The sequence below is a fragment of the Rhizobium sp. P2_G9 genome (genome assembly GCF_056403475.1).
The window spans coordinates 93,174-118,766 of sequence record NZ_JBFUFK010000020.1 but is presented as its reverse complement, the minus strand read 5'-3'; the positions used below and the strand labels follow the sequence as shown (position 1 = coordinate 118,766).

General features: G+C 59.4%; 27 protein-coding genes, 1 tRNA gene and 1 pseudogene. 13 read left to right on the top strand and 16 right to left on the bottom strand.

Annotation, left to right across the window (positions count from 1 at the left end; genetic code table 11):
- Positions 1-171: 171 nt before the first annotated feature.
- Positions 172-771 (top strand): annotated as a pseudogene (locus AC1DYF_RS18345) (AAA family ATPase); the annotation flags it as partial.
- The gene (locus AC1DYF_RS18340; protein ID WP_477878179.1) at positions 768-1,628 is read left to right on the top strand and encodes a hypothetical protein; all 861 of its coding nucleotides are present in this window, start codon (positions 768-770) and stop codon (positions 1,626-1,628) included. The pseudogene AC1DYF_RS18345 and the gene AC1DYF_RS18340, both read left to right, overlap by 4 nt.
- Before the next feature lie 124 nt (positions 1,629-1,752).
- On the opposite strand, the gene AC1DYF_RS18335 is transcribed toward AC1DYF_RS18340, so the two are convergent.
- A tRNA-Val gene (locus AC1DYF_RS18335) sits at positions 1,753-1,827 on the bottom strand.
- A 112-nt stretch (positions 1,828-1,939) separates the two neighbouring features.
- On the bottom strand, positions 1,940-2,305 hold the full coding sequence (cpdR1, locus tag AC1DYF_RS18330) for a response regulator CpdR1 (RefSeq protein WP_477878178.1): 366 nt from the start codon (positions 2,303-2,305) through the stop codon (positions 1,940-1,942).
- A gap of 225 nt (positions 2,306-2,530) precedes the next feature.
- Here cpdR1 and AC1DYF_RS18325 point away from each other — a divergent pair, with 225 nt between their 5' ends.
- The 4 genes from AC1DYF_RS18325 to AC1DYF_RS18310 all read left to right on the top strand — a co-directional run bounded on the left by AC1DYF_RS18325 (position 2,531) and on the right by AC1DYF_RS18310 (position 5,322).
- A complete protein-coding gene (locus AC1DYF_RS18325) occupies positions 2,531-2,734 on the top strand; it encodes a hypothetical protein (protein ID WP_477878177.1) in 204 nt (67 codons plus the stop codon).
- 15 nt (positions 2,735-2,749) lie between these two features.
- Positions 2,750-3,634 (top strand): N-formylglutamate amidohydrolase, encoded by an 885-nt coding sequence (locus tag AC1DYF_RS18320; protein ID WP_477878176.1) that lies wholly within the window; start codon positions 2,750-2,752, stop codon positions 3,632-3,634.
- Between the two features lie 366 nt (positions 3,635-4,000).
- The gene (gene hisN, locus AC1DYF_RS18315; protein ID WP_477878175.1) at positions 4,001-4,774 is read left to right on the top strand and encodes a histidinol-phosphatase; all 774 of its coding nucleotides are present in this window, start codon (positions 4,001-4,003) and stop codon (positions 4,772-4,774) included.
- A 95-nt stretch (positions 4,775-4,869) separates the two neighbouring features.
- Positions 4,870-5,322, top strand: a complete 453-nt coding sequence (locus AC1DYF_RS18310; RefSeq protein ID WP_477878174.1) for a hypothetical protein — start codon at positions 4,870-4,872, stop codon at positions 5,320-5,322.
- A gap of 110 nt (positions 5,323-5,432) precedes the next feature.
- On the opposite strand, the gene AC1DYF_RS18305 is transcribed toward AC1DYF_RS18310, so the two are convergent.
- The 6 genes from AC1DYF_RS18305 to AC1DYF_RS18280 all read right to left on the bottom strand — a co-directional run bounded on the left by AC1DYF_RS18305 (position 5,433) and on the right by AC1DYF_RS18280 (position 10,245).
- Positions 5,433-5,681, bottom strand: a complete 249-nt coding sequence (locus AC1DYF_RS18305) for a hypothetical protein (protein ID WP_477878173.1) — start codon at positions 5,679-5,681, stop codon at positions 5,433-5,435.
- Between the two features lie 41 nt (positions 5,682-5,722).
- Positions 5,723-6,691 (bottom strand): alpha/beta fold hydrolase, encoded by a 969-nt coding sequence (locus tag AC1DYF_RS18300; RefSeq protein WP_477878172.1) that lies wholly within the window; start codon positions 6,689-6,691, stop codon positions 5,723-5,725.
- A 132-nt stretch (positions 6,692-6,823) separates the two neighbouring features.
- Positions 6,824-7,087, bottom strand: coding sequence for a MafI2 family immunity protein (locus AC1DYF_RS18295; RefSeq protein ID WP_477878185.1), 264 nt, complete (start codon positions 7,085-7,087; stop codon positions 6,824-6,826).
- 257 nt (positions 7,088-7,344) lie between these two features.
- Entirely contained in the window at positions 7,345-8,364 is a 1,020-nt protein-coding gene (locus tag AC1DYF_RS18290) for an NAD(P)H-dependent flavin oxidoreductase (RefSeq protein ID WP_477878171.1), read from the bottom strand.
- A 155-nt stretch (positions 8,365-8,519) separates the two neighbouring features.
- The gene (locus AC1DYF_RS18285; protein WP_477878170.1) at positions 8,520-8,828 is read right to left on the bottom strand and encodes a hypothetical protein; all 309 of its coding nucleotides are present in this window, start codon (positions 8,826-8,828) and stop codon (positions 8,520-8,522) included.
- A 151-nt stretch (positions 8,829-8,979) separates the two neighbouring features.
- Complete coding sequence (locus tag AC1DYF_RS18280) at positions 8,980-10,245, bottom strand: adenylate/guanylate cyclase domain-containing protein (protein ID WP_477878169.1); 1,266 nt, start codon at positions 10,243-10,245, stop codon at positions 8,980-8,982.
- Between the two features lie 311 nt (positions 10,246-10,556).
- Here AC1DYF_RS18280 and AC1DYF_RS18275 point away from each other — a divergent pair, with 311 nt between their 5' ends.
- Positions 10,557-11,726 (top strand): calcium-binding protein, encoded by a 1,170-nt coding sequence (locus AC1DYF_RS18275; RefSeq protein ID WP_477878168.1) that lies wholly within the window; start codon positions 10,557-10,559, stop codon positions 11,724-11,726.
- 177 nt (positions 11,727-11,903) lie between these two features.
- Here the strand turns inward: AC1DYF_RS18275 and AC1DYF_RS18270 are convergent, their stop codons facing one another.
- Positions 11,904-12,443 carry a P-loop NTPase family protein gene (locus tag AC1DYF_RS18270; protein ID WP_477878167.1) on the bottom strand — a complete coding sequence of 180 codons (540 nt, stop codon included), beginning with the start codon at positions 12,441-12,443 and terminating at the stop codon, positions 11,904-11,906.
- A gap of 200 nt (positions 12,444-12,643) precedes the next feature.
- Here AC1DYF_RS18270 and plsY point away from each other — a divergent pair, with 200 nt between their 5' ends.
- On the top strand, positions 12,644-13,324 hold the full coding sequence (gene plsY / locus AC1DYF_RS18265) for a glycerol-3-phosphate 1-O-acyltransferase PlsY (RefSeq protein WP_477878184.1): 681 nt from the start codon (positions 12,644-12,646) through the stop codon (positions 13,322-13,324).
- A 321-nt stretch (positions 13,325-13,645) separates the two neighbouring features.
- Positions 13,646-15,199 (top strand): methionine--tRNA ligase, encoded by a 1,554-nt coding sequence (locus AC1DYF_RS18260; protein WP_477878183.1) that lies wholly within the window; start codon positions 13,646-13,648, stop codon positions 15,197-15,199.
- Between the two features lie 203 nt (positions 15,200-15,402).
- Here the strand turns inward: AC1DYF_RS18260 and AC1DYF_RS18255 are convergent, their stop codons facing one another.
- Genes AC1DYF_RS18255 through AC1DYF_RS18245 form a run of 3 tightly spaced genes read right to left on the bottom strand, consistent with a single transcriptional unit; the run spans position 15,403 to position 17,523 of the window.
- Positions 15,403-16,038, bottom strand: a complete 636-nt coding sequence (locus tag AC1DYF_RS18255; RefSeq protein ID WP_477878166.1) for an HD domain-containing protein — start codon at positions 16,036-16,038, stop codon at positions 15,403-15,405.
- A gap of 28 nt (positions 16,039-16,066) precedes the next feature.
- Positions 16,067-16,438 (bottom strand): Rieske (2Fe-2S) protein, encoded by a 372-nt coding sequence (locus AC1DYF_RS18250; protein ID WP_477878165.1) that lies wholly within the window; start codon positions 16,436-16,438, stop codon positions 16,067-16,069.
- Positions 16,438-17,523 (bottom strand): amidohydrolase family protein, encoded by a 1,086-nt coding sequence (locus AC1DYF_RS18245; protein WP_477878164.1) that lies wholly within the window; start codon positions 17,521-17,523, stop codon positions 16,438-16,440. Before AC1DYF_RS18245 ends, AC1DYF_RS18250 begins: the two co-directional genes overlap by 1 nt.
- Positions 17,524-17,695: 172 nt before the next feature.
- Here AC1DYF_RS18245 and AC1DYF_RS18240 point away from each other — a divergent pair, with 172 nt between their 5' ends.
- Positions 17,696-18,547: a LysR family transcriptional regulator gene (locus tag AC1DYF_RS18240; RefSeq protein ID WP_477878163.1), complete on the top strand. Its 852-nt coding sequence runs from the start codon at positions 17,696-17,698 to the stop codon at positions 18,545-18,547.
- Positions 18,548-18,555: 8 nt separating this feature from the next.
- Here AC1DYF_RS18240 and AC1DYF_RS18235 read toward each other — a convergent pair whose 3' ends face one another.
- From AC1DYF_RS18235 to AC1DYF_RS18225, 3 genes are all read right to left on the bottom strand, one after another.
- A complete protein-coding gene (locus AC1DYF_RS18235; protein ID WP_477878162.1) occupies positions 18,556-19,620 on the bottom strand; it encodes an FAD-binding oxidoreductase in 1,065 nt (354 codons plus the stop codon).
- 192 nt (positions 19,621-19,812) lie between these two features.
- Positions 19,813-20,754 (bottom strand): choline ABC transporter substrate-binding protein, encoded by a 942-nt coding sequence (gene choX, locus AC1DYF_RS18230; protein WP_477878161.1) that lies wholly within the window; start codon positions 20,752-20,754, stop codon positions 19,813-19,815.
- A 67-nt stretch (positions 20,755-20,821) separates the two neighbouring features.
- The gene (locus AC1DYF_RS18225; RefSeq protein WP_477878160.1) at positions 20,822-22,492 is read right to left on the bottom strand and encodes a choline dehydrogenase; all 1,671 of its coding nucleotides are present in this window, start codon (positions 22,490-22,492) and stop codon (positions 20,822-20,824) included.
- Positions 22,493-22,655: 163 nt separating this feature from the next.
- Between AC1DYF_RS18225 and AC1DYF_RS18220 the strand changes: the two genes are divergently transcribed.
- The gene (locus tag AC1DYF_RS18220; protein ID WP_477878159.1) at positions 22,656-23,282 is read left to right on the top strand and encodes a TetR/AcrR family transcriptional regulator; all 627 of its coding nucleotides are present in this window, start codon (positions 22,656-22,658) and stop codon (positions 23,280-23,282) included.
- A gap of 124 nt (positions 23,283-23,406) precedes the next feature.
- Complete coding sequence (locus AC1DYF_RS18215; protein ID WP_477878158.1) at positions 23,407-24,135, top strand: SDR family oxidoreductase; 729 nt, start codon at positions 23,407-23,409, stop codon at positions 24,133-24,135.
- A gap of 43 nt (positions 24,136-24,178) precedes the next feature.
- Here the strand turns inward: AC1DYF_RS18215 and AC1DYF_RS18210 are convergent, their stop codons facing one another.
- Positions 24,179-24,607 carry a cupin domain-containing protein gene (locus AC1DYF_RS18210; protein WP_477878157.1) on the bottom strand — a complete coding sequence of 143 codons (429 nt, stop codon included), beginning with the start codon at positions 24,605-24,607 and terminating at the stop codon, positions 24,179-24,181.
- An 86-nt stretch (positions 24,608-24,693) separates the two neighbouring features.
- On the opposite strand from AC1DYF_RS18210, the gene AC1DYF_RS18205 reads away from it, so the two are divergent.
- The gene (locus AC1DYF_RS18205) at positions 24,694-25,491 is read left to right on the top strand and encodes an AraC family transcriptional regulator (RefSeq protein WP_477878156.1); all 798 of its coding nucleotides are present in this window, start codon (positions 24,694-24,696) and stop codon (positions 25,489-25,491) included.
- The last annotated feature ends 102 nt before the right edge of the window (positions 25,492-25,593 follow it).

The following is a 25,593-nucleotide window of genomic DNA, read 5'->3' as shown; positions in this document are numbered from 1 at the left end:
CGCCCATCGCGAAGAATGTTCGGCCTCATGTTCCGACACCATTCGAACGGCGCGGGCGCGGACTTCAGGGGAAAATTTGTTCGTCGTCTTGCTTGTCATAGACCCTACTTCTCACGAGTTGGGGTCTCCGGCAAATCCGGCGCGGTTCAATCCGCTTCACAACAGCTTCCACAAGAAGAGATTGAGAAGCAATTGCTTGTGCTGGATGAAAAGCGAAAAGAATTGATGGATGTTGGGATTTTGGACAGTGAACAAGATGTCCCAATGGCTTTGCCGAGTAGAAAGCTTGATCCTGCGATTGCCAGGGTTTTAAGTGTTTATATTGAAGATAATAAGAAAAAACTCGATAGTCTCGATAATATATATGAGCGTATTGCGTTATTTAAGAAGTTAATAGATGCTCGATTTGGAAGAAAAGACGTAAAAGTAAGTAAGCAAAAGGGCCTTAACGTGCTTTATAGCGATCGTGAAGTCCCGATTGAGACGCTGTCGTCGGGTGAGCAACATCAGCTGGTACTATTTTTTGAGCTTCTATTCGAGACGCAAAAGAACTCGCTGATCTTAATCGATGAACCGGAAATATCACTTCACGTATCGTGGCAGAAGAAGTTTATCTCCGACCTTATGAGTATCATCGACCTCAACAGGTTTGACGTGGTGTTAGCGACGCATTCTCCGCAACTGATCGGTCGATGGGCGGATTTGGTAGTTGAGTTAGGCGACGTATTCGAAGGCGATGTAACGCCGGACTGGACTGGTTCCGTAGCATGATTTCCATCGGGCATTTAATGGACGCGGATGATATAGTTGCTGAAATCCGTATGGAAAGACAATCGTTTGCTGGTGCCTTCATGTTGGTCGAGGGTGTGACCGATATAAGGCGATTTGAGCAGTTCACGGACTTGCCTGCTGTCTCGATGGTGAACTGCTGGGGTAGGGCGAAGCTGCTTGGCAGTGTCAAGAAGCTGAATGAGGCCAAATTTCACGGCTTTGTTGCCTTAGCCGACGCCGATTTCGATAGATTGACCGGCGTTATCGCGGACCTGGATAACCTCATCTATTCGGAGAATCACGATTTCGAGATAGACGTAATCCGGACAGACGTATTCTCGCGGTATTTGCGAGAGGTGGCTGAGGAGGATTTGTGTGAAAAAGTTGGTGGCTTTGACGCGGTTTCAAAACAAATTGCCGATGGCCTACGCCCCTTATCGGCTGCGAAATTAGCGAACGCTAAAGGTCTGATTAACGTCAAATTTCCAGATGTCAACTGGTTGCCGGCCTTCGATGGCTTTCAAATAAACGCTGAGAGATTAGCCTACATCATTCTCAAGAAATCCAATCCAGGTCGCGAGCAAATTGATGCGTTTCTGGGGATAGTGGATGCAGAGAAGTCAGCTGAGATTTGGCAAGCCACCAATGGTCATGATTTCGCAGAAGCACTTGGCGCTTGCTTGCGGCTGTGTATTGCAAAGCGAAAGCATCCTCAAACTACCGGGGATGAAGTTGAGCGTCATCTCCGCCTTGCCTTATCTGAGACTGATTTTAGATCGATGGGCGTTTACGAACGAATTCTCGAATGGCAGGCCAATTCAAAACTTCCAATCCTGAAGGTGCACTCGTTGCATTGAGTTGCGATTTGGAAGTGCTTCTGCCACGCGCCAATTTGCAGATTTATGACAAGGAATTTTTCGTGCATTCCGCGACAAAGGCGATAAAGGGCTCAGCGATTTCTCGCTAAGCCCTTGAAAAGGATGGTGGGCGTGACAAGGATCGAACTTGTGACCCCTACGATGTCAACGTAGTGCTCTCCCGCTGAGCTACACGCCCATCCGATGGCGGCGCATATCCCACAGAAGCCTGGAGCGGTCAACAGCTTTTTTGGGCTTCTGTGAAAACTTTGCGACAGGCGCTGGATTGCAGCGCCTTGCCAGGGCTGCGGTCAGGCGGCAGCCAGCATCTTGTTGACCTCGTCGACGAGGTCGCGCAGGTGGAAGGGCTTGGACAGCACCTTGGCATCCTTCGGCGCCTGCGAATCGGGGTTCAGCGCCACGGCGGCGAATCCGGTGATGAACATCACCTTGAGGTCGGGATCGAGCTCGGTGGCGCGGCGCGCCAGCTCGATGCCGTCCATTTCCGGCATGACGATGTCGGTGAGGAGCAGCGAGAACRGCTCCTCACGCAAGCGGTCATAGGCGCTGGCGCCATTGTCATAGGAGATGACCTTGTAACCGGCCTTTTCCAGCGCCTTGACCAGAAAACGGCGCATGTCGTTATCGTCTTCGGCGAGAAGTATTTTTTGACTCATCTTTACGTCGTGACCTGTGTGGACCAGAAGGAGGTTTCCAGCGAATGTACGGATGCCGGGGTAAAAATCCAGTGAATCCATTCGCCGATCCCGGACAAATGTCAATTTGCCGGGCCGAATTATCGATTAACATGCTTTACGCCGGACTGCCGCGCTTGTCGAGCGGGCGTTCACCGGTGCCAGCGCATGCCGCCCGAAAGTGGTTTCCGGTTTCGGGATAACGGCATGCGCAAAATAAAAAGCATGCCGCCAGAAAGTGGTTTGCGGTTTCGGAACGACGACATGCGCAAGATAAAAGAGATAAAGCGCGTCACTCGAATTCAAAAACAGGCGACGCGCTTTGGAATTGACGCGGGTGGGGCATTCAAGACTCTGGACTTGCGCTCCGGCTACTGGCAACATGGCAAATCAACGATATGTCGCGGGTAGAGCCCGGGGAGCCGGATGGTCTGGGATTTCAGGGAAGGGGAACTGTTCGACATCTGGGAGCCGCCACAGCAGCATATCCCTCTGGTTCTCAATTCCCCTCATAGCGGCCGCATCTATCCGCGCATCTTTGTCGAGAATTCCCGACTCGACCAGAGCGGCATCCGTCGTTCGGAAGATTTTTTCGTCGATGAGCTGTTCTCTTCCGGGGTAGGGCTCGGCGCGCCGATGCTCTGTGCCAATTTCCCGCGCGCCTATGTCGACGTCAACCGCGAGCCCTATGAGCTCGACCCGAAAATGTTCGACGGCCTGCTGCCGCCGTTTGCCAATACCAGTTCGATCCGCGTCGCCGGCGGGCTCGGCACGGTGCCGCGCATCGTGGCGGAGAACATGGAGATCTATAAGCAGAAGCTGCCGGTCGATGAGGCCTTGCAGCGCGTCGAGCAGATCTACAAGCCCTATCATGCGGCGCTGAGGAGGCTGATTGCCCGCACGCATGCGCAGTTCGGCCGGGCGGTGCTGATCGATTGCCATTCCATGCCCGGCAATATCCGGCTTTCCGGCAGCGGCATCCGGCCGGATTTCATCATCGGCGACCGCTACGGCACCTCGGCTTCATCCGATCTGTCGCGCCTGGCGCTGCGGCTGCTGGAGGATATGGGTTTTGCCGCGGTGCGCAACAAGCCCTATGCCGGCGGCTTCATCACCGAGCATTACGGCCGGCCGGCGCGCAACCTGCATGCGCTGCAGATCGAGATCAACCGCTCGCTCTATATCGACGAGACGACGCTGAAGAAGAAATCCGACTTCATGCGGGTGGTGCTGGCCGTGCAGCACTTTCTCGAAAGTTTTGCGGCGGAAATCGGTGCCGGCGGCGAAAGCCTGCCCTTCGCGGCAGAATAGAGCTGCTGCTTCCGTAAAAACGCCGCCAAGCGCTTGCGCACATCCTTGACCAAAGACCGGCGGCGTTCATGAGATATGCACCAGCCAAAAAAGAACCGCGCTCAAAAGCGCGGTCAAGTCTAGGGAGGAAACACCCAAGGAGGGCATTTACAGCCGGTAAGGACTGTAAGGAAAAAGTTACTGCTGCATTGCGGAATAGTCAAGCGGAATGACGAAATAAACCGCCTAAAAAATAGCATATTGGAATATCTGTACTTTTTTTGTGCGATGGGCGAAATTTTCGCCAGCCGAATGGCCGTACCTGTCTTGAAAATGATCGGACCGGTCTCGTATGACAGGATTGTTTTTGAGAGATAGGGTCACTCCATGCTGCCAGACCGTGCTTTTTTCGACAGGCTCGCCGATGCGGCGAAGGCTGAGACGTTGCCGCGCTTCCGTTCAGGCCTCCGGGTGGTGGACAAGGGCGGGCAATATTACGATCCGGTGACCGAAGGCGACCAGGCGGCGGAAACGGCGATCCGCTCGCTGATCGAAGCGTCCTTTCCGGATCACGGCATTCTGGGCGAGGAGCATGGGTCGGTCGGGCTCGATCGGGAATTCGTCTGGGTGATCGATCCGATCGACGGCACGCGTGCCTTCATTTCCGGCGTGCCGGTCTGGGGCACGCTGATCGGCCTCTGGCAGGAGGGTAGGGCGCGGATGGGACTGATCGACCAGCCGTTTACCGGCGAGCGCTATTTCGCCGATGGCGAGCGCTCGCACTATCGCGGCCCGGGCGGCGATCGGGTGCTGCAGACTTCGACCTGCAGAACCGTCACCGACGCGATCATGTTCACCACGTCGCCGCATCTGTTCAAGGACGAGGACGACCGGCGCTATCGTAGCGTCGAGAGCCGGTCGAGGCTTTTTCGCTACGGCACCGATTGTTATGCCTATGCGCTGCTGGCGGCCGGCCATGTCGACCTGGTGGTGGAGAATTCGCTGAAACCTTACGATGTCGGCGGCATCATCCCCGTGGTCGAACAAGCCGGCGGCGTCATGACCGGCTGGGACGGCGGCCGGCCGGAAATGGGCGGTTATATCGTGGCGGCGGCGACGCCTGAACYGCATGCGGAGGTGCTGGAGTTGCTAAACGGGTGATCCCGGCGTTTTGGCGCTCGCGAGTACGTCTATTCCGAAACCGGTTGCCACTTTCGGAGGGCATGCTCCATTGTGCAATCTTAATGAAGAGAGCAATGATGGGCCACTATATTCTGCGATACATTCCAGCCGATCCATTCTGGCAACCATCTCCGGAGGATGCAGCGAAGGCGGTTTCCGTGTTGGCGGCGATTGCCCCAGAGGCGGAAGATGTGCAGCCGATCTTCGAAGACAAGGTTGTGTTTTACGATTCCGGTGAAAACTGGTCTGGAGTGGAATGCAGTGCTTGCGGTGCAGACGCTGAGGACTGGTGGGCAGAGGCTATGGACACTGCCTTTGCCGATGAGTTCAAAAACCTTAGCGTCAAGACTCCTTGCTGCGACGCCATCGTTTCTTTGAACGACTTGCGCTATATCTGGCCAGTCGGATTTGGTCGCTTTGCACTGGAGGCGCATAACCCCAACATTGGCGATACGTCAGAGGAACAGGACCAGCGTATCGCGGAAAGCCTTGGAAATCCGGTACGCAAAATATGGGTAAGCATTTAAGCGTCAACGCTTTCGGCTTTCGGCAACCTCTCAATTCCCATAGACACCATCGGCTGTGCATCCGAGCTTACAAGGGCCGAATTCTGTCTGGTGAAGTGCTCCTTGACGGACTATGCAAGCCCAAAAGCTTCGGGAAGACCTTCTACGAACACGCGCTGTGGCTGCTCATAAGCGATGGACAATCCGACAATCTGCTTTGCCAGTTGCTGCTGGTCACCTTCTGTCATCTGTCGTAGCTCAGCCGCGAGCTGTTCCATCGCTTCGACGGCCGCGTCTTCATCGAGAAGCTCGGCGGCACTGTATTCAAGGAACACGGCCATATCGACGATGGCTTTGACGAGATGTGCATCGATATTCATTGTGTTTTCTCCAAGAACCGCTTCGCCTTTCTGCGGGCCTCTCAATCCCCCGTAAACACCATCGGCTCCGCATCCGAGCCCGGAATGAACGCCTCGATGGCACCTAGCGTCTGGGCGCGAAAAACGTCGCGCTCGTTGAACAGTTCGTGCTTGGCGCCGGAAATGGTGATCAGCTTGCCCGCGCGGAAGATCCGCGACAATTGCTCGAAATAGTAATAGGGCACGACCTCGTCGTTGGATGGCGCCAGCACGAGACAGGGGATTTCGATCTTGCGCAGGAAATCCATCGTCACCACCCGCTCGATCATGTCCATCATCACGGCGATCCAGCGCGCCGTGGGCGGGCCGAGGCCGAGTTCGGGAAACTGCTTGACGATCGTCTGGTTGCGCTCGAAGCGGACGCGGTCGGAGGTGAGATTGTTGCCGTCGAATTTCCGGTCGCGCAGCGTATCCTTGATGAATTGCGCCCAGCCGAAGCCAGTGAGCGTAGCGGCATTGGCGAGGAATTTGAGCAGCCAGAGCGGCACGCCATAGCCCTTGCCGCCGACGAAGGGCGCTGTCAGCACCATGCGCTCGATGCGATTGGCAAGCCGCGGCGCCGATTTCATCGCCACCAGCGCACCCATGGAATGGGCGATGATGAAGAAGGGCAGCTTGGCATCGGGCAGGACCACGGTTTCGATGAAGGTGTCGAGGTCGCGTTCGAGATCGGAGAAGCGGCGCACATGGCCGCGGCGCGAATCTTTAAGGAGCCGTGCCGAGCCACCCTGGCCGCGCCAGTCGAAGGTTGCGACCCAGAGCCCCATGGCGGTGAGATCGTTGATCGTCTCGAAATATTTCTCGATCGATTCATTGCGGCCCTGCAGCAGTATGATCGTGCCCTTGGGCACCTGGGAGCCCGAGCGGAACACGGCATAGCGCAGCTTGCGGCCATCGAAGGCTTTGAAATAACCGGCGAAAAAGCTTGATGGCAGGGGATTGCCCGGCGTGGCGTGCAGGATGTCCGTCATGGGAACCGAATTCTTGTGTCCAGTGGCACTATTACGATTCGGCAGGGGGATGACAAGGTTGTTGGTGGGGGATGAGGGAGCGCTTTGCCCAAGAAACAAACTTGGGAATGCCGTTGCGCGGATTGCTGACAGTCAGCCGGAGGCCGCATCTCGTTCTCGACGCCGGTACAAAACCCGCGTCGGCGATGTCGGATGCATGAGGTCTTCAGACGTAATTACAATCCGAATGCTGCGCGGTTCCGGGCCGCTTTGCAGGGCGTCCCATTCGTATGCGAAGTCTTCGATTTCCTCTCGGTCCTCAGCGTCCTCGCGTTCCAGATCGAATATGATGACCCACTCTCTGCCATCGTGATCCAAAGTGACTCTGCGAAAATTCGGAGACACCATACCGAGCATGGCTTGCACGGTTACAAATGATTGGTAATTCCAGTCTTCAAGAGCCGGTTCCGTTGGCATGCTGAACGATTAGACGCGCCGGCATGCAGTGGCAAGCATGACCGCTTAGCATCAAGAGCGGCCGAGATCGTCCGAGCCGCTTTGCGCCATGAGCAGACATCGTCGCAGAGCGACGGCTCCACATGRCCGCGCGCCAAAACCACCACAGGTGTTGCCAATCGCGGCATGGCCGGGTTCGATAGGCCTGGCCTCGCGCACTATCCCAGCGAATGCAAGCGGGTGAGCACGCGTCCAGCTTCGTCGATCATGTCGCGCACAACGTCACCCGCCGGACGAATCTCCTTGATCGCACCGCCGACCTGGCCGGCATAGAGCGCCAACGCTTCCATGTCTCCCGTCATGTTCTTGAGCGGCGAATACGTGCTGTAGCGGTAGACTGGCTCACCCTGATCCTCCGCGATCGCCTCGAGCGTAAAATCGTCAGGCCCATGCCCGAGAAGATTGCCGGCGTACTCTTTGGTGACGCTGTTTTCGATCGTCCTGACGGGCGACTGCGGCGGCCAGCCAATCGCGAAGACATCGGAATAGATCGCATCCTCCGAACTGGCATCGATCACACGCTGCTTGTGATAGTCATGTGCATAGGATTCGTGGGTCGCCAGAAACGCGGTTCCGCAGTGAATTCCCTCGGCACCCAGGGCAAGCGCCGCGACGAGGCTGGCACCCGACCCGAAACCGCCGGCCCCCGCGACGGGCACGGAGACGGCGGCGGTCACTTGCGGAAGCAGCACCATGGAGGTCACCTTGCCGCGCACATGCCCGCCGGCTTCGAACCCCTGGCAAATGATCGCGTCAGCACCCGCTCGTTCGGCCGCGATCGCATCGGCGACGCTCCCGACCTGATAGAGGACGAGGCTCCCCGCCTTATGGGCGCGCTCGATCATGTCCGGTCGCACATCCCAGAAAAACACCATGGCTTTGACTTGCGCGGAGAAGCAGACGTCGAGTTGCTCTTCAAGAAGATGTGGGTCGGTGACGGAAGGAACAATGTTGACGCCGAAAGGCCGATTGGTTCTGGTTCTGACCGAGTCGATCTCGCGATGGATCAGGTCCGGCTTCTCCTTCACCATGCCGATGCAGCCAAAAGCGCCGGCGGCGCTGACGGCAGCACAAAGCTCGGAGCGACCCGGGCCGCCCATACCGGACTGGATGATCGGATAATCACAACCGAGCAAATCTGTCAGACGCGTACGCAATCCTGAAGAGGAATTGGTCATCGGGAACCTCCGCCGAAAGCCTACTGCACCATAAGACGCATCAAAACGGAGAAAGGCAATGATCTTGGTTGGCCAATGTCCGCAATGGGCCAATAGCGGTCAGACTGCCCGCGTCGCTTGGCGCCATTTGCAGACATGGCTGAGCGGTGCCGTCCTTACATAGTGGCGTCGTGCACCGGCGTCCCAAGTGTCAGCGTAAGCCTCGCACAAATGACAGTCATCCAAGCTGTCCAAAGATCAGGCTCGACATTGCCTCCGAAGACAAGGCCGCCTGGTTCGACCGATGCCCAGATGTGCTTGGCGTCTTCGTCGGAACCATACCAGCAGGGCATCTGGGTGCCTTCGATCCAGCCATCCATGCTGCGATAGACGTCCCCGACCTTCGCCCATTGTTCAACAGATAGATACGGATTGACGTTCAGCGTCATGGTTTGGCGCAAGTTGCATTCTCTGTTGTCCGTCATCTGCCATCTTAACGTCGAAGCCGATGATGGCAATGGGCCAGGAATGGTCAGGACGTCCAGGCTGCTTCGCGCCAACTGCGGTCATCAAGCGGCACTCTTCAGCAAATGCCCGCGATTTTTCAGTCGACAGGATTCCCAGCCCCAGACGTGTTCAGTGCAGCGACCAGGGCACGGACGTCCCGGCCAGTGCGCTTTTCAAGCGCTCGTTTGCCTCCACACCGGCCGTGTCCGCCGCATATTCCGGTTTCAAGCGGTCAAGGAAATACATCGTCATTTTGCCCCTGTTTTTTACTTCCAGGGCACCCCGTGCCGTGCAGTCGAAATAGGGCTTGACCTGTTGATACGTGCTTTCGGAAATGTTGACGTGGTCGGCTTCGTCGGTGCTCTCCATTCGCGATGCAATATTCACCGCGTCGCCCCAGACATCGTAGGTGAACTTCTTCTTTCCCACGACGCCGGACATCACGCTGCCGCTGTGCAGGCCGACGCGCAGGTGCCAGGGCCGCTCGCCGGCGGCGACCCAGCGCTTGTTCGAGCCCATCACGAAGCGCCTGATCTCAAGCGCGGCGAGGCAGCTGCCGACAGCGTGGTGCTTCTGGCCCTGCGTCAGACCGCCGATGCACATATAGGAATCGCCGATGGTCTTCAGTTTCTCCAGCCCATGCCGCGCGACAATGTTGTCGAACTCCGAAAAGTACATATCGAGGTCATCGACCAATTCCCGCGGAGAGAGTTCGGCGGCGGATGTGGTGAAGTCGACGAAATCGGTGAACAGGATCGTCGCGGACGGATGGTGGCGCGGCTCGACCGAGCCCTTCTCGGTCAATTCCGCGGCGATGTTGCGGGGCAGGATGTTGAGGAGCAGGTCATCGGAGCGCTGCTTCTCGGCCGCCAGATCCTGCTGCGACCGCACAAGCTCGGCGATCTTCAGGCGCAGTTCGAGCTGGGCGGTGGTTTGGCGCGCGATGCGCCGGATGCCTTCGGCGGCCTCGAAGCCGAGTTCGCGCGGCGTGACATCCATGATGCAAAGCGTTCCCAGCGCGCGGCCGCCCGAGTCTATCAGCGGCATGCCGGCATAAAAGCGGATGAAAGGTTCGGTTGCGATGAACGGCATCCAGCTGAAGCGATTGTCTGCGATGGTGTCGGGCACCACCAAGAGGTCGCTGCGGCAGACCGCATGGCTGCAGCAGACGCCGGCGCGAGGGACTTCCGCCAAATCGGGAGGAACACCGTGACGGGATTTCAGCCATATCTTGGTGTCGCCGACGATGTTGACGATCGCAATCGGTACATTGGCAATCGAGGCGGCGAGATCGGTCAGATCGTCGAATCCGGCTTCAGGGTCTGTGCCGTAGACGTTATATGCGCGCACCGCGGCCAAGCGTTCAACTTCGTTGTCGGGTACGGGAAAGTCCATGCCGGCACTCCCATCGCACAAAGGTCCAAAGCGCCCGACGGCTCAGATCGGTCCCGCTCCTGCCTCTCACAACATGAGGCCTGATGTCGGCCTCACCTGCGCAAGCAGCCCACCGTTCCTCGGGAGTCTTCCGCCTCTAGAAAGATACTCCAACTTTGCCGGTTGAGCAACGCCGCGGCAGAGGATGCGGGATATCCGGAAGCCGGGCCTTCTGAAACAATTGAAACAAAGAAGGCAGCGAGGGGAAGTTTCGGCGAAACAGTCGATGAATAGAGGTTCGTCCACAGCAGGCTCATACACGGAGAACAGACGTGGCCACCGAATATCTCGACTACTCGGACCTTCCGATGACCACCGCAACCGCCAATACGACCTATGTGCTTGATGACGCTTCGAACAGATATATTAACAGCGGCTACATGTTCGACCTCGACGCAACGGAGGGCCTGACGTTTGAGTTGGGCGGCGCTCTTTATTCGGAGGATTCGATATTCCGCTATGGTCAACAGGGGCAGCCGGCCCCTGCGATTCAGGTCCATATCGGCGCAACAGGCTTTATGCGCGGCGGGTCCGCCGGGTTCATGATCGCCGGTGACGGGAGCCTGTTCCACAACGACGGCATGGTCGCGGCCGGTGAGGGTCAAGCGGTGGAAATGGATGGAGACCACATCACCCTCGAGAATACGGGTGTCCTGACCACCATGGGCGGGAATGGCGTCTCYCTGCAAGGCTCCGATCTCAGGCTGGAGAATTCCGGCACGATCAACGGCACGGTACACATGTACAGCGATGCCGGGTCGACATCCACGCTCGTTAACAAGGGGCAGCTCAACAGTTCGAGTTCAGCGATATCGAGCGGCCAGGGCGATGACAGCGTCATCAATTTCGGGCAGATCCGGTCGAACATCAACATGGGACTGGGCGAAGATCGCTTCATCGACAAAGGAGGCCATGTCAGCGGCGCGATACAGGGCGGCGGCGATGACGATCTCTACGTGATCAAATCCGCGGACTATGATCTCCGGGAGTCGGCTGGCGGCGGCTTCGACACGGTCAAGACATTCGTCTCCTGGACCCTCGATCAGGAGTTCGAATCGGGCCGGCTGATGGGCAAGGGCAACATCAATCTCACCGGAAACCAAGGCGGCGAATTCCTCTACGGCAATGCCGGCAACAACAAGATCGACGGTGCAAGCGGCGCGGACTGGCTGGACGGCGGCCATGGCCGGGATCGCCTGACGGGTGGCTCGGACGCGGACCATTTCGTTTTCCATGCCGGTGGCGGCAAGGACGTGATCACCGATTTCGAGGACGGCAGCGACCAAATCGTGCTGCAAACCTATAAGGGCATCGACTCCTTCAAGGATATCGCGGTGAAACAGTCCGGCGACGATCTCGTGGTAAAACTGCTGGGCGGCGATGAGATCACGATCCACAACATGCACAAGGCCGACCTGACCGCCGGGGATTTCGCGTTCTGAACCCTGCGCTAAAAGTGACGCGCGACCGATCCAGTCCAAGCCGAGTTTCATCGCTCTGTTCATGGAGCGCTGAACCTCGGCAGCCGCTTCAGCCGCCTGCAATGGCCGCGAGGCTGTATGCTGAAAGGTTTCCGTTTCGCGCCGATTTCCGATGTCGCCAAAGATTTCCGGGGTTCCCTACCGGCGCGCCGGCAAATCCCAATCCCGGTAAAGGTCGTCGAGCGCTTCCGCCGTGCGGCATTCGATCATCGGCAAGCCGGAATCCTCGAGAATCTTTGCATATTCGACGCCGCTGTTGCGGGTCTTCACCAGGATCCAGTGGACCATCTCCCATTTGATGCTGTCCTGGGCGCCTTCGAGATGTCCGGCACGATCCGTGCGATTGATGAGCGTGCGCTTGAGGTAGCGGAAAAACCGCAGCCAATGGTGCGAACTGATCAGGATGGCGCCGGTCGCACGCGCGAAACGCTGCGGCATCAGGCGCGAATAATTGCCCTCCATCACCCATCGCTCACCCAGAATTGCCGCATCATGGAGTGCTGCGAACTCTGCTTCCGGACGCTGCTGCCAATCCGTATGCGGCAGATGGTGAAGCTGATCGAGATGGACGGCCGGAAAACCGAGTTTTTCGGCAAGGGCGACCGCCAGGGTTGACTTGCCGGCATTGGACGGGCCGAGAACGACGATGCGCTCGCCAAGCGCGTGCAAAGGCAGCATGGGACACCGTTCGGTATGTTGAGGTGGTTTCCCTTGGCCGGACTGAGTGGCGTTGTCAACGCTCAATGATGGGAAGCCGTTGGAGTTCTCCGTCAGAGCGAGCAATTTGCGGTAAAGCAGAGGCGCTTGACTTTGAAAAAGCTTGGGTGCGTCTGGCAGAGTGCAAGGTCGATGACGGTCCGTGGGGAAAAGTAAGCGCGATGATGTTTTGGATAGCAAGTGCGGTTGGACTGCTGATTGCCTATCTCCTCGGCTCCACGCCGACCGGCTACCTGGCCGGCAAGCTGCTTGGCGGCATCGATATCCGTGAGCACGGCTCCAAATCGACCGGGGCGACCAACGTGCTGCGCATTCTGGGCAAATGGCCTGCACTTTTCGTGCTGCTGGTCGATGTGTCGAAAGGTGCGGCGGCGATCGTCTTTGCGCGCTGGTATTATCCCTGGCTCTCTGCACAGCCCGCGTTCACGCCGCCGCAGAATCTCGATCTGCAAAACCTGGTGCCTTGGACGGTTTGCTTGTCCGGGCTGGCGGTGTTGCTGGGGCATGGTCGTTCGATCTGGCTGAAGTTCACAGGCGGAAAATCCGCAGCCACGGGACTCGGCGTCTTATTGGCCATGTCGCCGCCCGTCGGGTTGGGCGCCGCGGTGGTCTGGGGCGTTGCGCTGGCAGTTTTCCGCATCGTCTCGCTTGGCTCGATTCTCGCGGCCTTGACTGCCGTCGCCTTGGTCTTCGGCCTCGATCACCCRCCGGCCTATCGGTTGCTGGTGGTTGTCGGAGCCCTGTACGTCATCGTACGCCATCGCGCCAACATTCAGCGGCTGCTGGCCGGGGCGGAACCGCGGCTGGGACAGAGCGGTCCGGGATCGCGGTCGAGCCAATAATTCCAGGCGACCGTTGACTTCGGGCCAATGAACAACATGCGAGAATGTCCTGTTCGCGCCGAAAGCGACCAAGATCTTGCGGCAGCCCTGCACCGAGAGCCGGACAGAAACCTGTTTGAAAAGGCGAGCTTGATCGAGGCGACCTTGGATGCTACCAAAAGTCATGGACAGGAACCTGATCAACACCTCCGTGATGATGATGCCGCGCAGATAGCGTGGCGGGTTTCGTGCATCCATACTGCACCAAGCGACCGCCCTCGAGGCGGTCTTTTCATGGGTCGATCCGCCTCGTGGGCACTTTGCCTTCGAAAGGAGAAGCCGATGAGCAAGTCAGACATCTACATCACGACCTCGATCCCCTACGTCAATGCGCGGCCCCATGTGGGATTCGCGCTCGAGCTTGTCCAGGCGGACGCCTATGCGCGTCACTTCCGTCTTCTCGGGCATGGCGTCCGGTTCCAGTGTGGAACCGATGACAACAGCCTGAAGAATGTCAGGTCGGCGGACGCGGCTAGCCTGCCTGTCAGAGATTTCGTCAATGCCAATGCGGACAGGTTCGAACGGCTTGGCGACGAGCTCGATATCTCCAACGACGCGTTCGTGCGTACCTCGCGCGATCCGAGGCACGTGCCCAGCGTCCACGCATTGTGGCAGGCATGCGCCGCAAACGGTGACCTCTATCGCAAGGCTTACGAGGGCCTCTATTGCGTCGGCTGCGAGCAGTTCTACGAGCCATCGGAGCTCGATCATGGGCGATGCCCGGAGCATGGAGCGGCTCTCGAAAGCGTGAAAGAGGAGAACTGGTTTTTCCGGTTGTCGCGTTACGGCGACCGGATATGTGCGCTGGTGGAGACAGGCGAGCTTCGGATCGTTCCGGCGCATCGGCGCAACGAAATACTCGCCTTTCTGCGGCGCGGATTGTCGGATATCAGCGTGTCACGCAGCGCCGAGCGCGCCCGGGGCTGGGACGTTCCCGTCCCGGACGGAGACGACGTCGTTTATGTCTGGTTCGACGCCCTCGCCAACTATCTGACGGGGCTGGGCTATGCCACGGATGATCAGCTCTTCCGGCGTTGCTGGCAGGGGGAGGGCGAGCGCATTCATGTGGTCGGGAAAGGCATTTCAAAGTTCCACGCCATTTACTGGCCAGCCATTCTGCTCTCGGCAGGCCTGCCTCTTCCGACGTCGATCCTCGTGCATGGCTATGTCACGGTGGACGGGAAGAAAATCGGCAAATCATCGGGCAATGGCATCGATCCAGACCGCATCATACAAGCCTACAAGACGCCGGATGCGCTCCGCTACTACCTGCTCCGCCACATCCGCTCCGGAGACGATGGCGATTTTTCGGAAGCGCGTCTCGACGCTGCATGGTCAGGAGAACTCGGGGGACAGCTCGGGAACCTTGCCAACCGGGTGCTCGTCTTGCTCTCGACGGCCCTCGGAGGGATCGTTCCGCAACTGCCGGACAGCGCGTTTGTCCGCGAGGCGGCACAGCTTCCTGCAAAAGTGGCCAAATCCTTCGAGACCTTTGAGCTTCATGTCGGCCTCTCCGATATCTTCGCCTTTGTCGGTCACGCCAACAGGCAATTTGCACGGCTTACACCCTGGCTGGATGCCGCGGCGCTGCTTGGCGATCTGCCATCCGCAGACCGGCAAGCGACCGCCGATCGTCTCGGATCAACGCTTTCCGAACAGGTCTTCGGCCTGGCGACCGTCGCGCGTTGTCTGCTTCCCTTCCTGCCGAGGTCAGCTGTTGAACTGCACGAGAAACTTGGAATTCCACTGCCCGCGCTCTACCGCGAGCCGCCGATTGTGGACGGGGCAAGAACGGCACCCGAGGCGGTTCTGTTTCCGCGAAGAATATCGGCCTGAGAAGCGTGGAACGTGGCCGGTGCGACGTGGTTGATCTTCGGAGCCAAGAGCGGCCCAGAACCCGGCAGCTTCGCGCCATCAAAAGCGGTCATGCCTGAACGCAGTCAAGTCTGCTATCGGGCGCGGAACACCCACGAAGCCTGCCCCAGGGGTGGGGCAAGCAAGCGCCGCGTGAAGGAAGACCGGGCGGAGAGATGGTTTCGTCAAGCCATGTTGACAGGTGATCTCCGGACCGCGGCAACCGCGGCGTCGGAGAGCGCCTGCCTTTGCCCGGTCCGCACGACGTCCGGATCATAGCTTTTGCGCGCAAACACTTCGCGCACCATGGGTGCAAAGAAATCCAGCGGCAGTGTTGCGAAATCGGGGTCGAAACTGGATTGGTCCCATTTCTCGCAGAATGTCGCGCAGTCGTCGAAATACTGGCTGTCCCGATAGCCGTCGCGCTTGTTTGGATTGGCCCCGACATGCGCGCCATAATAGAGGAGCTGGAAGTCGCCATGCTTTTCGACCACCCAGGAACATTGCTCGCGCACGAAGGGACGCAGGATGGCGGCCGCATATTCATCGTGATTGTACGGGGCGTAGATATCCCCGATGTCGTGCAGCAGAGCGCAGACAATCCAATCCATGTCGGCGCCGTCTTTCCAGGCGCGGGTTGCCGCCTGAAGCGAATGGCCGAGGCGGGTGATCTTGTAGCCCGAGAGCGACGTGTCGAGCTCGACCATGGCGTCCAACAGCCGGTCGGCCGTGCCCGCGGCATATTCGACCTCGTGGGTGGTGAGGAAGGCATAGTCCTCGGCGTCGCCGTCCTTCATCTGGGTAAATTTGACCGTTTGCATATAACTTCTCCGTTGATCGGGGCTCGCGTCAGCGCGCGAGCTCGACATAGATTTCATCGTGTTCGACATGGACGGGAAAGGTCCGCGCCTTGAGCTTTTCGTCGACGAGGCAGGTGCCCGATTTGATGTCGAACTCCCATCCATGCCAGGCGCAGCGGACGATCTGTCCGGGGCGATCGTAGACGAACTCGGTCCGGTCGGTTTTGCGCGCCGTTCCGCAGACCGGCCCCTCACAGAGCTGGCCGGCCCGGTGGGGACAGACGTTGAGCATCGCGGCATAGCCATCCTCGAGCTCGAAAATGCCGATGCTCATCGGGCCGACCTTGACGATTTTGGGGCTCGCGGGACCGACGTCTCCGACCTTGCAGGCGAATGCCCGTTTGCTGGTCTCGGCCGACATCACGCGGCCCTCCCTATGGAGGCCGGAGCCTTGATGCGCTTGTAGACTTCAAGTGCGTTCAGGCCGAGGACCTTCTCGCGCCAAGCCGGGGGAATGTGGAGGTTGGTCGGCGCGTCGAAATCCCAGTGCGGATAGTCGGAGGCGAAGAGCAGCGTGTTCTGGCCGTCCATATGCTCCAGCGTCTCCCAGAGGTGCTTGACATTGGCCGGCTGCTCGAGCGGCTGGGTGCTGAAGCGGATGTTCCTGCGGCAATATTCGGAGGGAAGCATTTTCAGCCAAGGGGTCTCCTTCCGCAGCGCTTTGAAATTGGCGTCGAGCCGCCACATCAACGACGGCACCCAACAGACGCCGCATTCGATCACGACCATGTAGAGGCCGGGATATTTTTCAAACACGCCGTGCGAAATCATGCTGGCGACATGGGTCATCGCGGGCTGGCTCAGCAGCGCATGCGTCTCCCAATAGAAGGTAGTGAAGCCGCTGGCGACGGCGTTGTAATTGACGCCGCCCTGGCCGCCGAGATGAATGGCGAAGGGCAGACCGACCTCGGCACAGGCCTCGAAGATCGGATGGTAGAATGGATCGCCATAGGGCCGCTGGGAGCCATGACTCGCAAGCACCTGGACGATATCGGGATGGTGGCCGAGCCTGCGGATTTCGGCGGCGGCGCCATGCGGATCGGTGGGCGAGATGACGATCGATCCCTTGAACCGGCTGTCCTTGGGCAGCCACCAGTCGATCATGTAATCGTTATAGGCTTTTACCAAGGCGTTGGCATAATAGGGATTGGCGAGCGTCGAGGCTTCGAGCGGTTCGTCAGATGTCAGGATCGCGACGTCGATGCCGTAGTGATCGAGGTGCTTCTCCTTCATGACGAGATAGTTGTCCTCCTCGGTCTCCGGCTTGATGTCGTGGCGCGAGAAGCCTTCGGGATGCAGAAAAGGACGATGACCGTGCGGGAAGCTGCCGGTGGGGCCGGGTTTTTCGCCGCGGACGAGGAAGTCCTTCCAATAGGGCTCCAGGTAGGGGAGGAGAACCTCGGCGGTTGACCAGTAATTGTGAACGTCTGTGTCGACTATGAACATCGAATGCCATCCTCCTCGGGATCATGCAAGAATATGGGAGAAGAATGCACGGTCCGTCCCGCTCCGGCTACGCGACGGACGACCCGACATTGATCGAAAAACCCGATGACGGATTGCGGAGAATGAACCCTCGGGACAAGGTGGCGACTGAGACCAACAAGCGACGACGACCATGCAGATCGAACTTCTCGATACCTTTCTCGACCTCATCGAAACCCGCAGCTTCAACAAGACGGCGGAGCGGCTGGGCATTACCCAATCCACGGTGTCGAGCCGCATTCGGGCGCTCGAAGGGCTTCTGGAAAAGCAATTGTTCGTCCGCAACAAGAGCGGCACCGAGCCGACCGCGGCGGGAATCCGGTTCGAGGCCCATGCCAGGGCGGTGAAGCTCAGATGGCTCGACGCGCGGCGGGAAATCCAGGCTGTGGGAAAATTCGATCGCCTGATCCGGATCGGCGTCCATGTCGAGCTATACGAGGACCTGCTGACCAAATGGCTCGACTGGGCGCGCACGGCAATGCCGAAACTCGCGATCTATGTCGAGATCGATTATTCCAACCAGATGATCCTGGACCTGACGACCGGGAGCCTCGACCTCGCGGTGCTCTATTCCCCGCAGCACTTTCCCGACATGCATTACGAGCAGGTGGCGGAGGAACGCTTCCTGATGGTGAGCACGCGGCGGATCGCGCTCGCCGAGGTCAAATCTTCGGACTATATCCGGGCGAACTATTCCGCCGCCTTCGACCAGGCCCACAAGCAGATGCTGCCGGAACTCGATGCGAGCCCGATTTCGACAGGCCATGGGGGCGCGATCAGCTCGCTTCTCAGAACCCGCGGGGGCACCGCCTTCGTCACGGCGTCAATCGCGCAAAAGCTCAAGCAGGAAGGTATCGTGGAGGTGGTGGAGGACGCGCCGATCATCTCGCATCCGATCTACTCGGCTGTGCATGTGCGGAACCGTCATTCGCACACCCATCTCCGGCTGCTCAAGGCGCTTAAAAGTCTGACGGCCTCGCAATAGGTGCCGCTTCAGGCCTCCACCGTGACCGGACCCAAGGGCCTGCTGCAGCAGGCGAGCGCATAGCCTTCCGCCGTCTCGTCGTCGGAAATTCCGCCCAGGTGGTTCATGCTGACCTGGCCCTTGGTGATCTTGATCCGGCAACTGCCGCACACGCCCTGTTGACAGGAACTGTTGATCCATACCCCGGCATTCAGCGCCGCCTCGAGAACGGTCTCTCCCGGCCGGCACTGTCCCGTCATCCCCGAAAGCGAAAAGCTGACCGCGCCGCCCTCATCGCCCTCGTCCTCGACCACCACCTTTTCGCCAAAACTCTCTTCATGAACCGCGATGACGCCGAGTTCCGGGGCGATGGCGCGGGCGGCTTTCATGAAGCCTTCCGGACCGCACATGAAGATTTCACGCTTGTCGAGATCGGAGACCAACGCACGCATGAGCGAAGCGCTGATCTCGCCCCTGGCTCCGGTGAAGCCGGAATCGCCGCAATCGTCAGCCACCACTAGGTGCACCGCGACGTTGGCGAAGCGCCTGGCGATGAATTCCAGTTGGTCCCGGAAAATGATGTCTTTCGGGGTACGGGCGAAATGGACGAAGGCCACGTCGGCATCATCTGACGTGTCGATGATGAACTGCAGCATCGACATGACCGGTGTGATGCCCGAGCCGCCGGACAGGAACAGAGGCTTGCGGGCCGGAATGTCCAGGGAGTTGAAGCGCCCGCCGATATCGAGGATGTCGATCTCCATTCCGGGCCGGACCGTGTCGTTCAGCCAATTCGACACCGTACCACCGGGGGCACGTTTGACGGTGATGGAGACATTGTGCGGCCGGGTCGGCGTCGAGGAGAGAGAATAGGCCCTCGGATAGATCTTCCCGTCGATCTGGAACTTGAATGTGGCGTACTGGCCGGGCTTGAAATCGAAGCCCCGGTTTCGGCTATCCTCGAAAACGAACGTCTTCGTGTCATGCGTCTCGGCTATGACCGCCTTGCAGACCAGCGTCGCCGGGCCTCCACGATGGAAGGGCTGCCGGTTGGCGATCGCGAGGTCGTATCGAAAAGGGGACTTGGTGAGCATCGTGGGTTCTCCTGCCGAGGCTCCATCCATAGCAAAACCCGCCGGACCAGGTGATCCTGTTGCATCGGCCTGATAGATCGGAAATCCCGATCAGAAGAGTGCGAGGCGACGTGCTCGGGTCTGCGGCTTCGCGGTCACTGCGGAGGAACCGGCGCTCGCCAATTCTCCGAGCGCCAGTTCCCGAATTCGACATCAGCCCTTCACGGCGCTTTCGACGGCGTCAAGCGCGGGTTTGCCGTCGAATGTCGTCACGCCGTCGAGCCATGGTTTGACGACGTCCGGATGCGCCTTGAGCCAGGCGGCTGCGGCTTTTTTGGGCTCGGCGCCGTGATTGAGGATGGCGTCCATGATCTCGTTTTCCATTTTCAGCGAGAACTTCAGGTTCTGCAGGAACCGGGTCGCATTCGGGCATTGTGTGACGAAGTCGGAGCGGATGTTGGTGTAAACAGTCGCGCCACCGTAGTTCGGGCCGAAGGTAGCATCGCCGCCCGAGAGGTAGGACATCTTGTATTTCGTGTTCATCGGATGAGGTTCCCATCCGAGGAAGACGATCCAGCCATCCTGCCTGATCTCGCGGTCGACCTGGGTGAGCATGGCCTGTTCGGAGGATTCGATCAGTCTCCATCCCTTCAGGCCGAACTGGTTTTTGTCGATCATTGCCTGGATCATGTTGTTGCCCGTGCTTCCCGGCTCGATGCCGTAAATCTTCCGGTCGAATTTGTCGGCAAATTTCTGCAGGTCGGCAAAATCCTTGACGCCGGCATCGAACGCAGCCTTCGGCACCGCAAGCGTGTATTTCGCGCCTTCGAGATTGGGGCCGACCACGGTGATCGACTTGTCCTCGATATAGGGCTTGCGGTCCTGCACCATGGCAGGCTCCCAGTCACCGAGATAGACGTCGATGTCCTTGCGCTTGAGGCTTGCATAGGTCACCGGGATGGAGAGCATGATGCTGCGCGGCTCGTATCCCAGCGCCCCGAGTATGATCGACGAGATCGACGTCGTCGACGTGATGTCCGTCCAGCCGACGTCCGAAAAGCGGACCTGTTTGCAGCTCTGGGGCTCGGCGGCCTGAGCAATCGAAGGTGTGATAGAAAGCAGGCTGATGCCCGCGGCGAAGAGATATTTCAGCATTTCGGTTCCCTTTTTGTTGAGCTTGGCATGCGCAGCGATGGGAAGCCGGGTCCGAGACCTCGTGGTCTCAGGCGACGTGCTTCTCGTCGAAGAAGAAGCGCGGACGTTCCGGTTTGAGGGCCGGAATCCCGCTTATGCTGTCGGCGGCCTTTTCGGCCATCATGATCACGGTGGCGTTGAGGTTCGAACTGATCACGTTCGGCATGACCGAGGCGTCGACGACCCGAAGTCCGTCCACGCCCCTGACCTTGAGATCGGTGTCGACCACGGCGAGATCGTCTGTGCCCATCCGGCAAGAGCAGCTCGGATGGAACTCCGTCTCGCTCAAGCTCTGGACGAAGCGCAGGATGTCCTCCCGGGTCTCCGCGGACGGGCCGGGAACCAGTTCCTTGCCCAGGAATTCACGCAGCGCCGGTTGGTTGACGATATGGCGCGCCATCAAGACACCGTCGACGAGTTCTCGCTTGTCCTTCTCCGTCCGCAGGAAATTGAAGACGATGCGTGGTGGCCTCGACGGATCGGCGCTCGCCAGTTCAATGTGACCGCGGGCGTCCTGCCTGAGCTGGCTCACATGCATTTGGAAACCCTGCTCGAGCCGGATGGCATTGCCGACATAGCGCATTGCCACGGGGGCGAAATGGTATTGGATATTCGGAGCCGGCAGGCCGCTCTCGGTCCGCACGAGCCCGCCAGCCTCCCAGATGTTTGACGCGACCGGGCCGCTTCTGTTGAGCAGCCAGCGCGCGCCGACGAAGGCCTTGATCAACGGATTGGCGAGGTGCTTCAGCGTGACCGCCTTGGGGCAACTCCATTGCATCACCAGATCGATATGGTCCTGGAGGTTCTGCCCGACACCCGGGACGTCGGCATGGACCTCGATGCCAATGCGCCGAAGCGATTGAGCCGGACCGATCCCGGACAACATCAGCAATTGCGGCGAGTTGATCGCTCCCCCGCTCAGCACGATCTCGCGGTCCGCACGAACGATGTACTGCCCGCCGCCGTGACGGACGATGATCGATCGCGCGCGCCCGGCTTCGATGACAACTTTCTCGACCAGTGCTTCGGTGACGATCGTCAGATTCGGCCGCGCGGCCGCGGGATGGAGGTAAGCGACCGCGGCGGAACAGCGGCGGCCGTTCCATTTCGTGCTGTCGTAATGGCCGAGCCCTTCGGGCTTATAGCCATTGAGGTCGTCGGAAGTGCCGATGCCGGCCTCGTCGCCAGCGGCGACGAAGGCATCGTACAATATGCTCGCCGAGGAGCCCTTGCTGACGCCAAGCGGACCGGAGCCGCCGTGCCAGGGGTTCTCTCCGCGCTGGTTGCGCTCGGCCTTCTTGAAATAGGGGAGACAGTGGGCGTAATCCCAGGCCGGCAGACCGAACTCGCTCGCCCAGCGATCGTAGTCGGATGGGTGCCCTCTCAGATAGACCATGGAGTTGATCGACGAGCTGCCGCCGAGGACCTTGCCGCGCGGCACCGGGATTTCCCGGCCATCCATCTCGCCTTCCGGCGCGCTCGCATAGTTCCAGTTGAGTTTCGGGTCGTTCCAGACTTTGTAGACGCCGGCGGGCATGTGGATGAAAAGGCTGCGGTCGCGGACGCCCGCTTCGAGCACCAGGACCCTGGCATCAGGGTCTGCCGACAGACGATTGGCGATCACGCAACCTGCGGAGCCGGCACCCACGACGATGTAATCGTAGGACTGTTCCAGCGGATGCTTCGACGCGTTCGGCATGTCATCACTCCTCGAAACCGTCCAGCGGCAGGACTTCCATAACAAGTGTTATGGTGATAGATAACGATCGTTATTATACGCATAACAAGTGTTATGTGTGTGGTCAACTGGCTGATCGAATCATTATCGCTTTGCCTGGGGGCGACGGGAAAGTTATTGAGGGATGGAAACGGGGACTTTTGGACAGGCGATGCTGCAGAAGAAGGCGAACGCGAAGCTGCAAGAGGACGATCCGATCAGGCGCATCGTCGATGCCGTCTGCGACGYCATCGCCGACGAAGGCGTCGCCAATCTCAGCATGCGCAAGGTGGCCGAGCGTGCTGGTGCGACCATCGGCCTGATAACGCACCACTTTCCGAGCCGCGCTGCCATGGTGCAGGCCGCCGTCGAATACGCCTGGGACAAATCCAAGAAGGAAATCCGCTGGCCGACGACACTGGACCGCGACGAGATCACCGCGTGCCTCGAGGCCTTCCTGCCCATCGACCCGTCTCGTCGCCGTCAGCTTTCCGTCTGGCTCGCTTTCTGGGCCTTGACTCAGACGTCACCGGAACTCCAGGCGATCCACCAGAATATCCACACCTTCATGCGCGACAAGCACGTGAAGTGGATAAGGCTGCTGGGACATTCGCTCAAGGATGCCCGCCGGATCGCCGATGCCTTGCTGGTGCAGTGCGATGGAATTCTGGTCTATGCACTGCTGGACGAGAAGTATTGGACGCCGGAGCATCAACGGGCGATCGTCGCCGAGGCGGTCGACAAGGTGTTGAACGGCGGGCGACCGGCCTAGATATCCGAAGCGGCTATCGCGTCTATCTTGACCGCACAGACATTCATTTCCAACAACCGGGTTGTGCGTCCGGGCAGCAGGACTTACCGTCATGCCCACGAGCGAAGCATGGGAGGAAATCGAAATGGCGAAACAGCTGGAAGGCAAGGTTGCGGCCGTCACCGGGGCGGCGTCGGGCATCGGGCTTGCAAGCACTGAGGCGATGCTGGCCGCCGGTGCGCAAGTGGTGGTGATCGATCGCGACAAGGCGGCGCTGGACCGGGCGCGTGAAAAGCATGGCCCAGCCATCATCCCGCTGGTGATCGACCTTCTTGACGCCAGGGATTGCGCCACTTTGGCGCCGAAGATACTGGAAGCGGCTGGCCGGCTCGACATTTTTCACGCCAATGCGGGGTCTTATGTCGGCGGTGACCTGGTCGACAATGACACTGCGGCGATGGACAGGATGCTGACCCTCAATGTCAACGTCGTCATGAAGAACGTCCACGACGTACTTCCGCACATGATCGAGCGAGGATCGGGCGATATCATCGTCACCAGTTCGCTCGCCGCGCACTACCCGACCCCTTGGGAGCCCGTCTATGCGTCATCGAAATGGGCGATCAATTGTTTTGTCCAGACGACGCGGCGTCAGGTGTTCAAACACGGCATCCGCGTCGGCTCGATCTCACCGGGGCCGGTGATCACCTCGCTGCTGGCGGACTGGCCTGCCGAAAAACTCCAGGAGGCCAAGGATTCCGGCAGCCTGCTGGAGGCCGCCGAGGTCGCGGAAGTGATCCTGTTCATGCTGACGCGGCCGCGTGGCATGACGATCCGGGATGTCGTGATGATGCCGACCAATTTCGATCTCTAGCCCGAAGGGCGCCTGAAGGCTGGTCCATCGGGCCGCTCCGTTCTCAGGCGACCTTGGATTGCGGTGTGACCTCTGGCGCGAAGGCGCCGGGGCCGTCGACATTGACGACCGTCTCGCCTTCACCCACCCGCACGAAGACATAGTGGACATCGTCTCCGCCTTCGATGATCTGGCAGCGGTGGATGGCGCGGCGGGGGAAATAGGCATAATCGCCTTTGCCGATCTCGAAGGACTTTTCGCCATTCTCGCCGAAGTCGACGCGAATGCGGCCGGAGAGCATATACATGACGCTGTCGAATTCCTGGTGATGATGCCATTGGCTGGGCGCCGCCAGCGCCGTGACATGGCATTGGCCGACCCAGAGGTTCCCGGCCTCGAGCGCCTTGCGGCGGTTTTGTCCTGGTGTGATCGGTCCGTCCACCAGTTGATCCGCCGTCACATATCCGATTTCCTTGAAAAGCCCGGTGCTCATCTTTCCCACCTCGTTTGGAACCGCATCCTTGCAAGATGCAGACAAAAGCCTACACTTGCCGAATGGAAACATCTGGACAATTCCTGTTGCCAACCAGACAGGCCGAGATCTTGCCGTTCGAGACGGCTGAGCGACCGATCGTCGGTTTCGCGCATGACTATCCGTCCGGCCTGGCGACCGGCTTCCACAGCCATCCGCGGGCGCAATTGGTCTATGCGATTTCCGGCGTCATGCGCGTCGAAACCCGTGGCTCGAACTATGTGGTGCCGCCGACAACGGCGCTGCTGCTGCCGGCCGATGTGGAACATGCGGTGCGGATGGACGGACCTGTGGCGATGCGTGAACTCTTCCTGCGGGAGGATGCGACGGAGCGGCTCGGCAGCCGGTCCAGGGTCATCGTCGTGACGCCGCTGCTTCGGGAATTGATCGTCGCGGTCTGTGCGGAGCCGCTGGACTGGAACCCGAACGGACGCGGCCATCATCTCGCCGAACTGGTGATCAGCGAGATCGAAAAATCCACCACCATGCCGCTCGATCTGCCTCTTCCCCGAGATGCGCGGCTCAGACGCGTCGTGACCGTTCTGCGCGATCGGCCCAACGACAATCGCGGCCTGGAGGAATGGACCGAGGTCGGCAATGCGTCGAGCCGGACATTGGCGCGGCTCTTCCGCGCCGAAACCGGCCTCAGCTTTCGCCAATGGCGGCAGCAGGCGCGCCTGACGGAGGCGCTGAGCGCCTTGAGCGTTGGAGCAACACCGTCCAAAGCCGCGGCGATCGCCGGATTCAACAGTGTGCCTGCCTTCGGCGTGGCATTCCGGGAATTTTTCGGCATGACACCCGGCCAGGCGCGGTCATTGAGCGCCGGAGCAGCCCCAAGCCAATAATCCTGTCTGATTGGCGACAACAGTTGGCAAGACCGGACAGGCCGATCGGTCTCATATGCGCATCCGCAAACAAGCTTGCGATGATCGTTATCGGAATGAGGT

Excerpts from the sequence above, each read along its gene's own strand:
- AC1DYF_RS18340 (WP_477878179.1), top strand. The coding sequence starts at position 768 with ATGATTTCCATCGGGCATTTAATGGACGCGGATGATATAGTTGCTGAA.
- AC1DYF_RS18325 (WP_477878177.1), top strand. The coding sequence starts at position 2,531 with ATGCGCAAAATAAAAAGCATGCCGCCAGAAAGTGGTTTGCGGTTTCGG.
- AC1DYF_RS18320 (WP_477878176.1), top strand. The coding sequence starts at position 2,750 with ATGGTCTGGGATTTCAGGGAAGGGGAACTGTTCGACATCTGGGAGCCG.
- AC1DYF_RS18310 (WP_477878174.1), top strand. The coding sequence starts at position 4,870 with ATGATGGGCCACTATATTCTGCGATACATTCCAGCCGATCCATTCTGG.
- AC1DYF_RS18305 (WP_477878173.1), bottom strand. The coding sequence starts at position 5,681 with ATGAATATCGATGCACATCTCGTCAAAGCCATCGTCGATATGGCCGTG.
- AC1DYF_RS18300 (WP_477878172.1), bottom strand. The coding sequence starts at position 6,691 with ATGACGGACATCCTGCACGCCACGCCGGGCAATCCCCTGCCATCAAGC.
- AC1DYF_RS18295 (WP_477878185.1), bottom strand. The coding sequence starts at position 7,087 with ATGCTCGGTATGGTGTCTCCGAATTTTCGCAGAGTCACTTTGGATCAC.
- AC1DYF_RS18290 (WP_477878171.1), bottom strand. The coding sequence starts at position 8,364 with ATGACCAATTCCTCTTCAGGATTGCGTACGCGTCTGACAGATTTGCTC.
- AC1DYF_RS18285 (WP_477878170.1), bottom strand. The coding sequence starts at position 8,828 with ATGACGGACAACAGAGAATGCAACTTGCGCCAAACCATGACGCTGAAC.
- AC1DYF_RS18280 (WP_477878169.1), bottom strand. The coding sequence starts at position 10,245 with ATGGACTTTCCCGTACCCGACAACGAAGTTGAACGCTTGGCCGCGGTG.
- AC1DYF_RS18270 (WP_477878167.1), bottom strand. The coding sequence starts at position 12,443 with ATGCTGCCTTTGCACGCGCTTGGCGAGCGCATCGTCGTTCTCGGCCCG.
- AC1DYF_RS18260 (WP_477878183.1), top strand. The coding sequence starts at position 13,646 with ATGAGCAAGTCAGACATCTACATCACGACCTCGATCCCCTACGTCAAT.
- AC1DYF_RS18255 (WP_477878166.1), bottom strand. The coding sequence starts at position 16,038 with ATGCAAACGGTCAAATTTACCCAGATGAAGGACGGCGACGCCGAGGAC.
- AC1DYF_RS18250 (WP_477878165.1), bottom strand. The coding sequence starts at position 16,438 with ATGTCGGCCGAGACCAGCAAACGGGCATTCGCCTGCAAGGTCGGAGAC.
- AC1DYF_RS18245 (WP_477878164.1), bottom strand. The coding sequence starts at position 17,523 with ATGTTCATAGTCGACACAGACGTTCACAATTACTGGTCAACCGCCGAG.
- AC1DYF_RS18240 (WP_477878163.1), top strand. The coding sequence starts at position 17,696 with ATGCAGATCGAACTTCTCGATACCTTTCTCGACCTCATCGAAACCCGC.
- AC1DYF_RS18235 (WP_477878162.1), bottom strand. The coding sequence starts at position 19,620 with ATGCTCACCAAGTCCCCTTTTCGATACGACCTCGCGATCGCCAACCGG.
- choX (WP_477878161.1), bottom strand. The coding sequence starts at position 20,754 with ATGCTGAAATATCTCTTCGCCGCGGGCATCAGCCTGCTTTCTATCACA.
- AC1DYF_RS18225 (WP_477878160.1), bottom strand. The coding sequence starts at position 22,492 with ATGCCGAACGCGTCGAAGCATCCGCTGGAACAGTCCTACGATTACATC.
- AC1DYF_RS18215 (WP_477878158.1), top strand. The coding sequence starts at position 23,407 with ATGGCGAAACAGCTGGAAGGCAAGGTTGCGGCCGTCACCGGGGCGGCG.
- AC1DYF_RS18210 (WP_477878157.1), bottom strand. The coding sequence starts at position 24,607 with ATGAGCACCGGGCTTTTCAAGGAAATCGGATATGTGACGGCGGATCAA.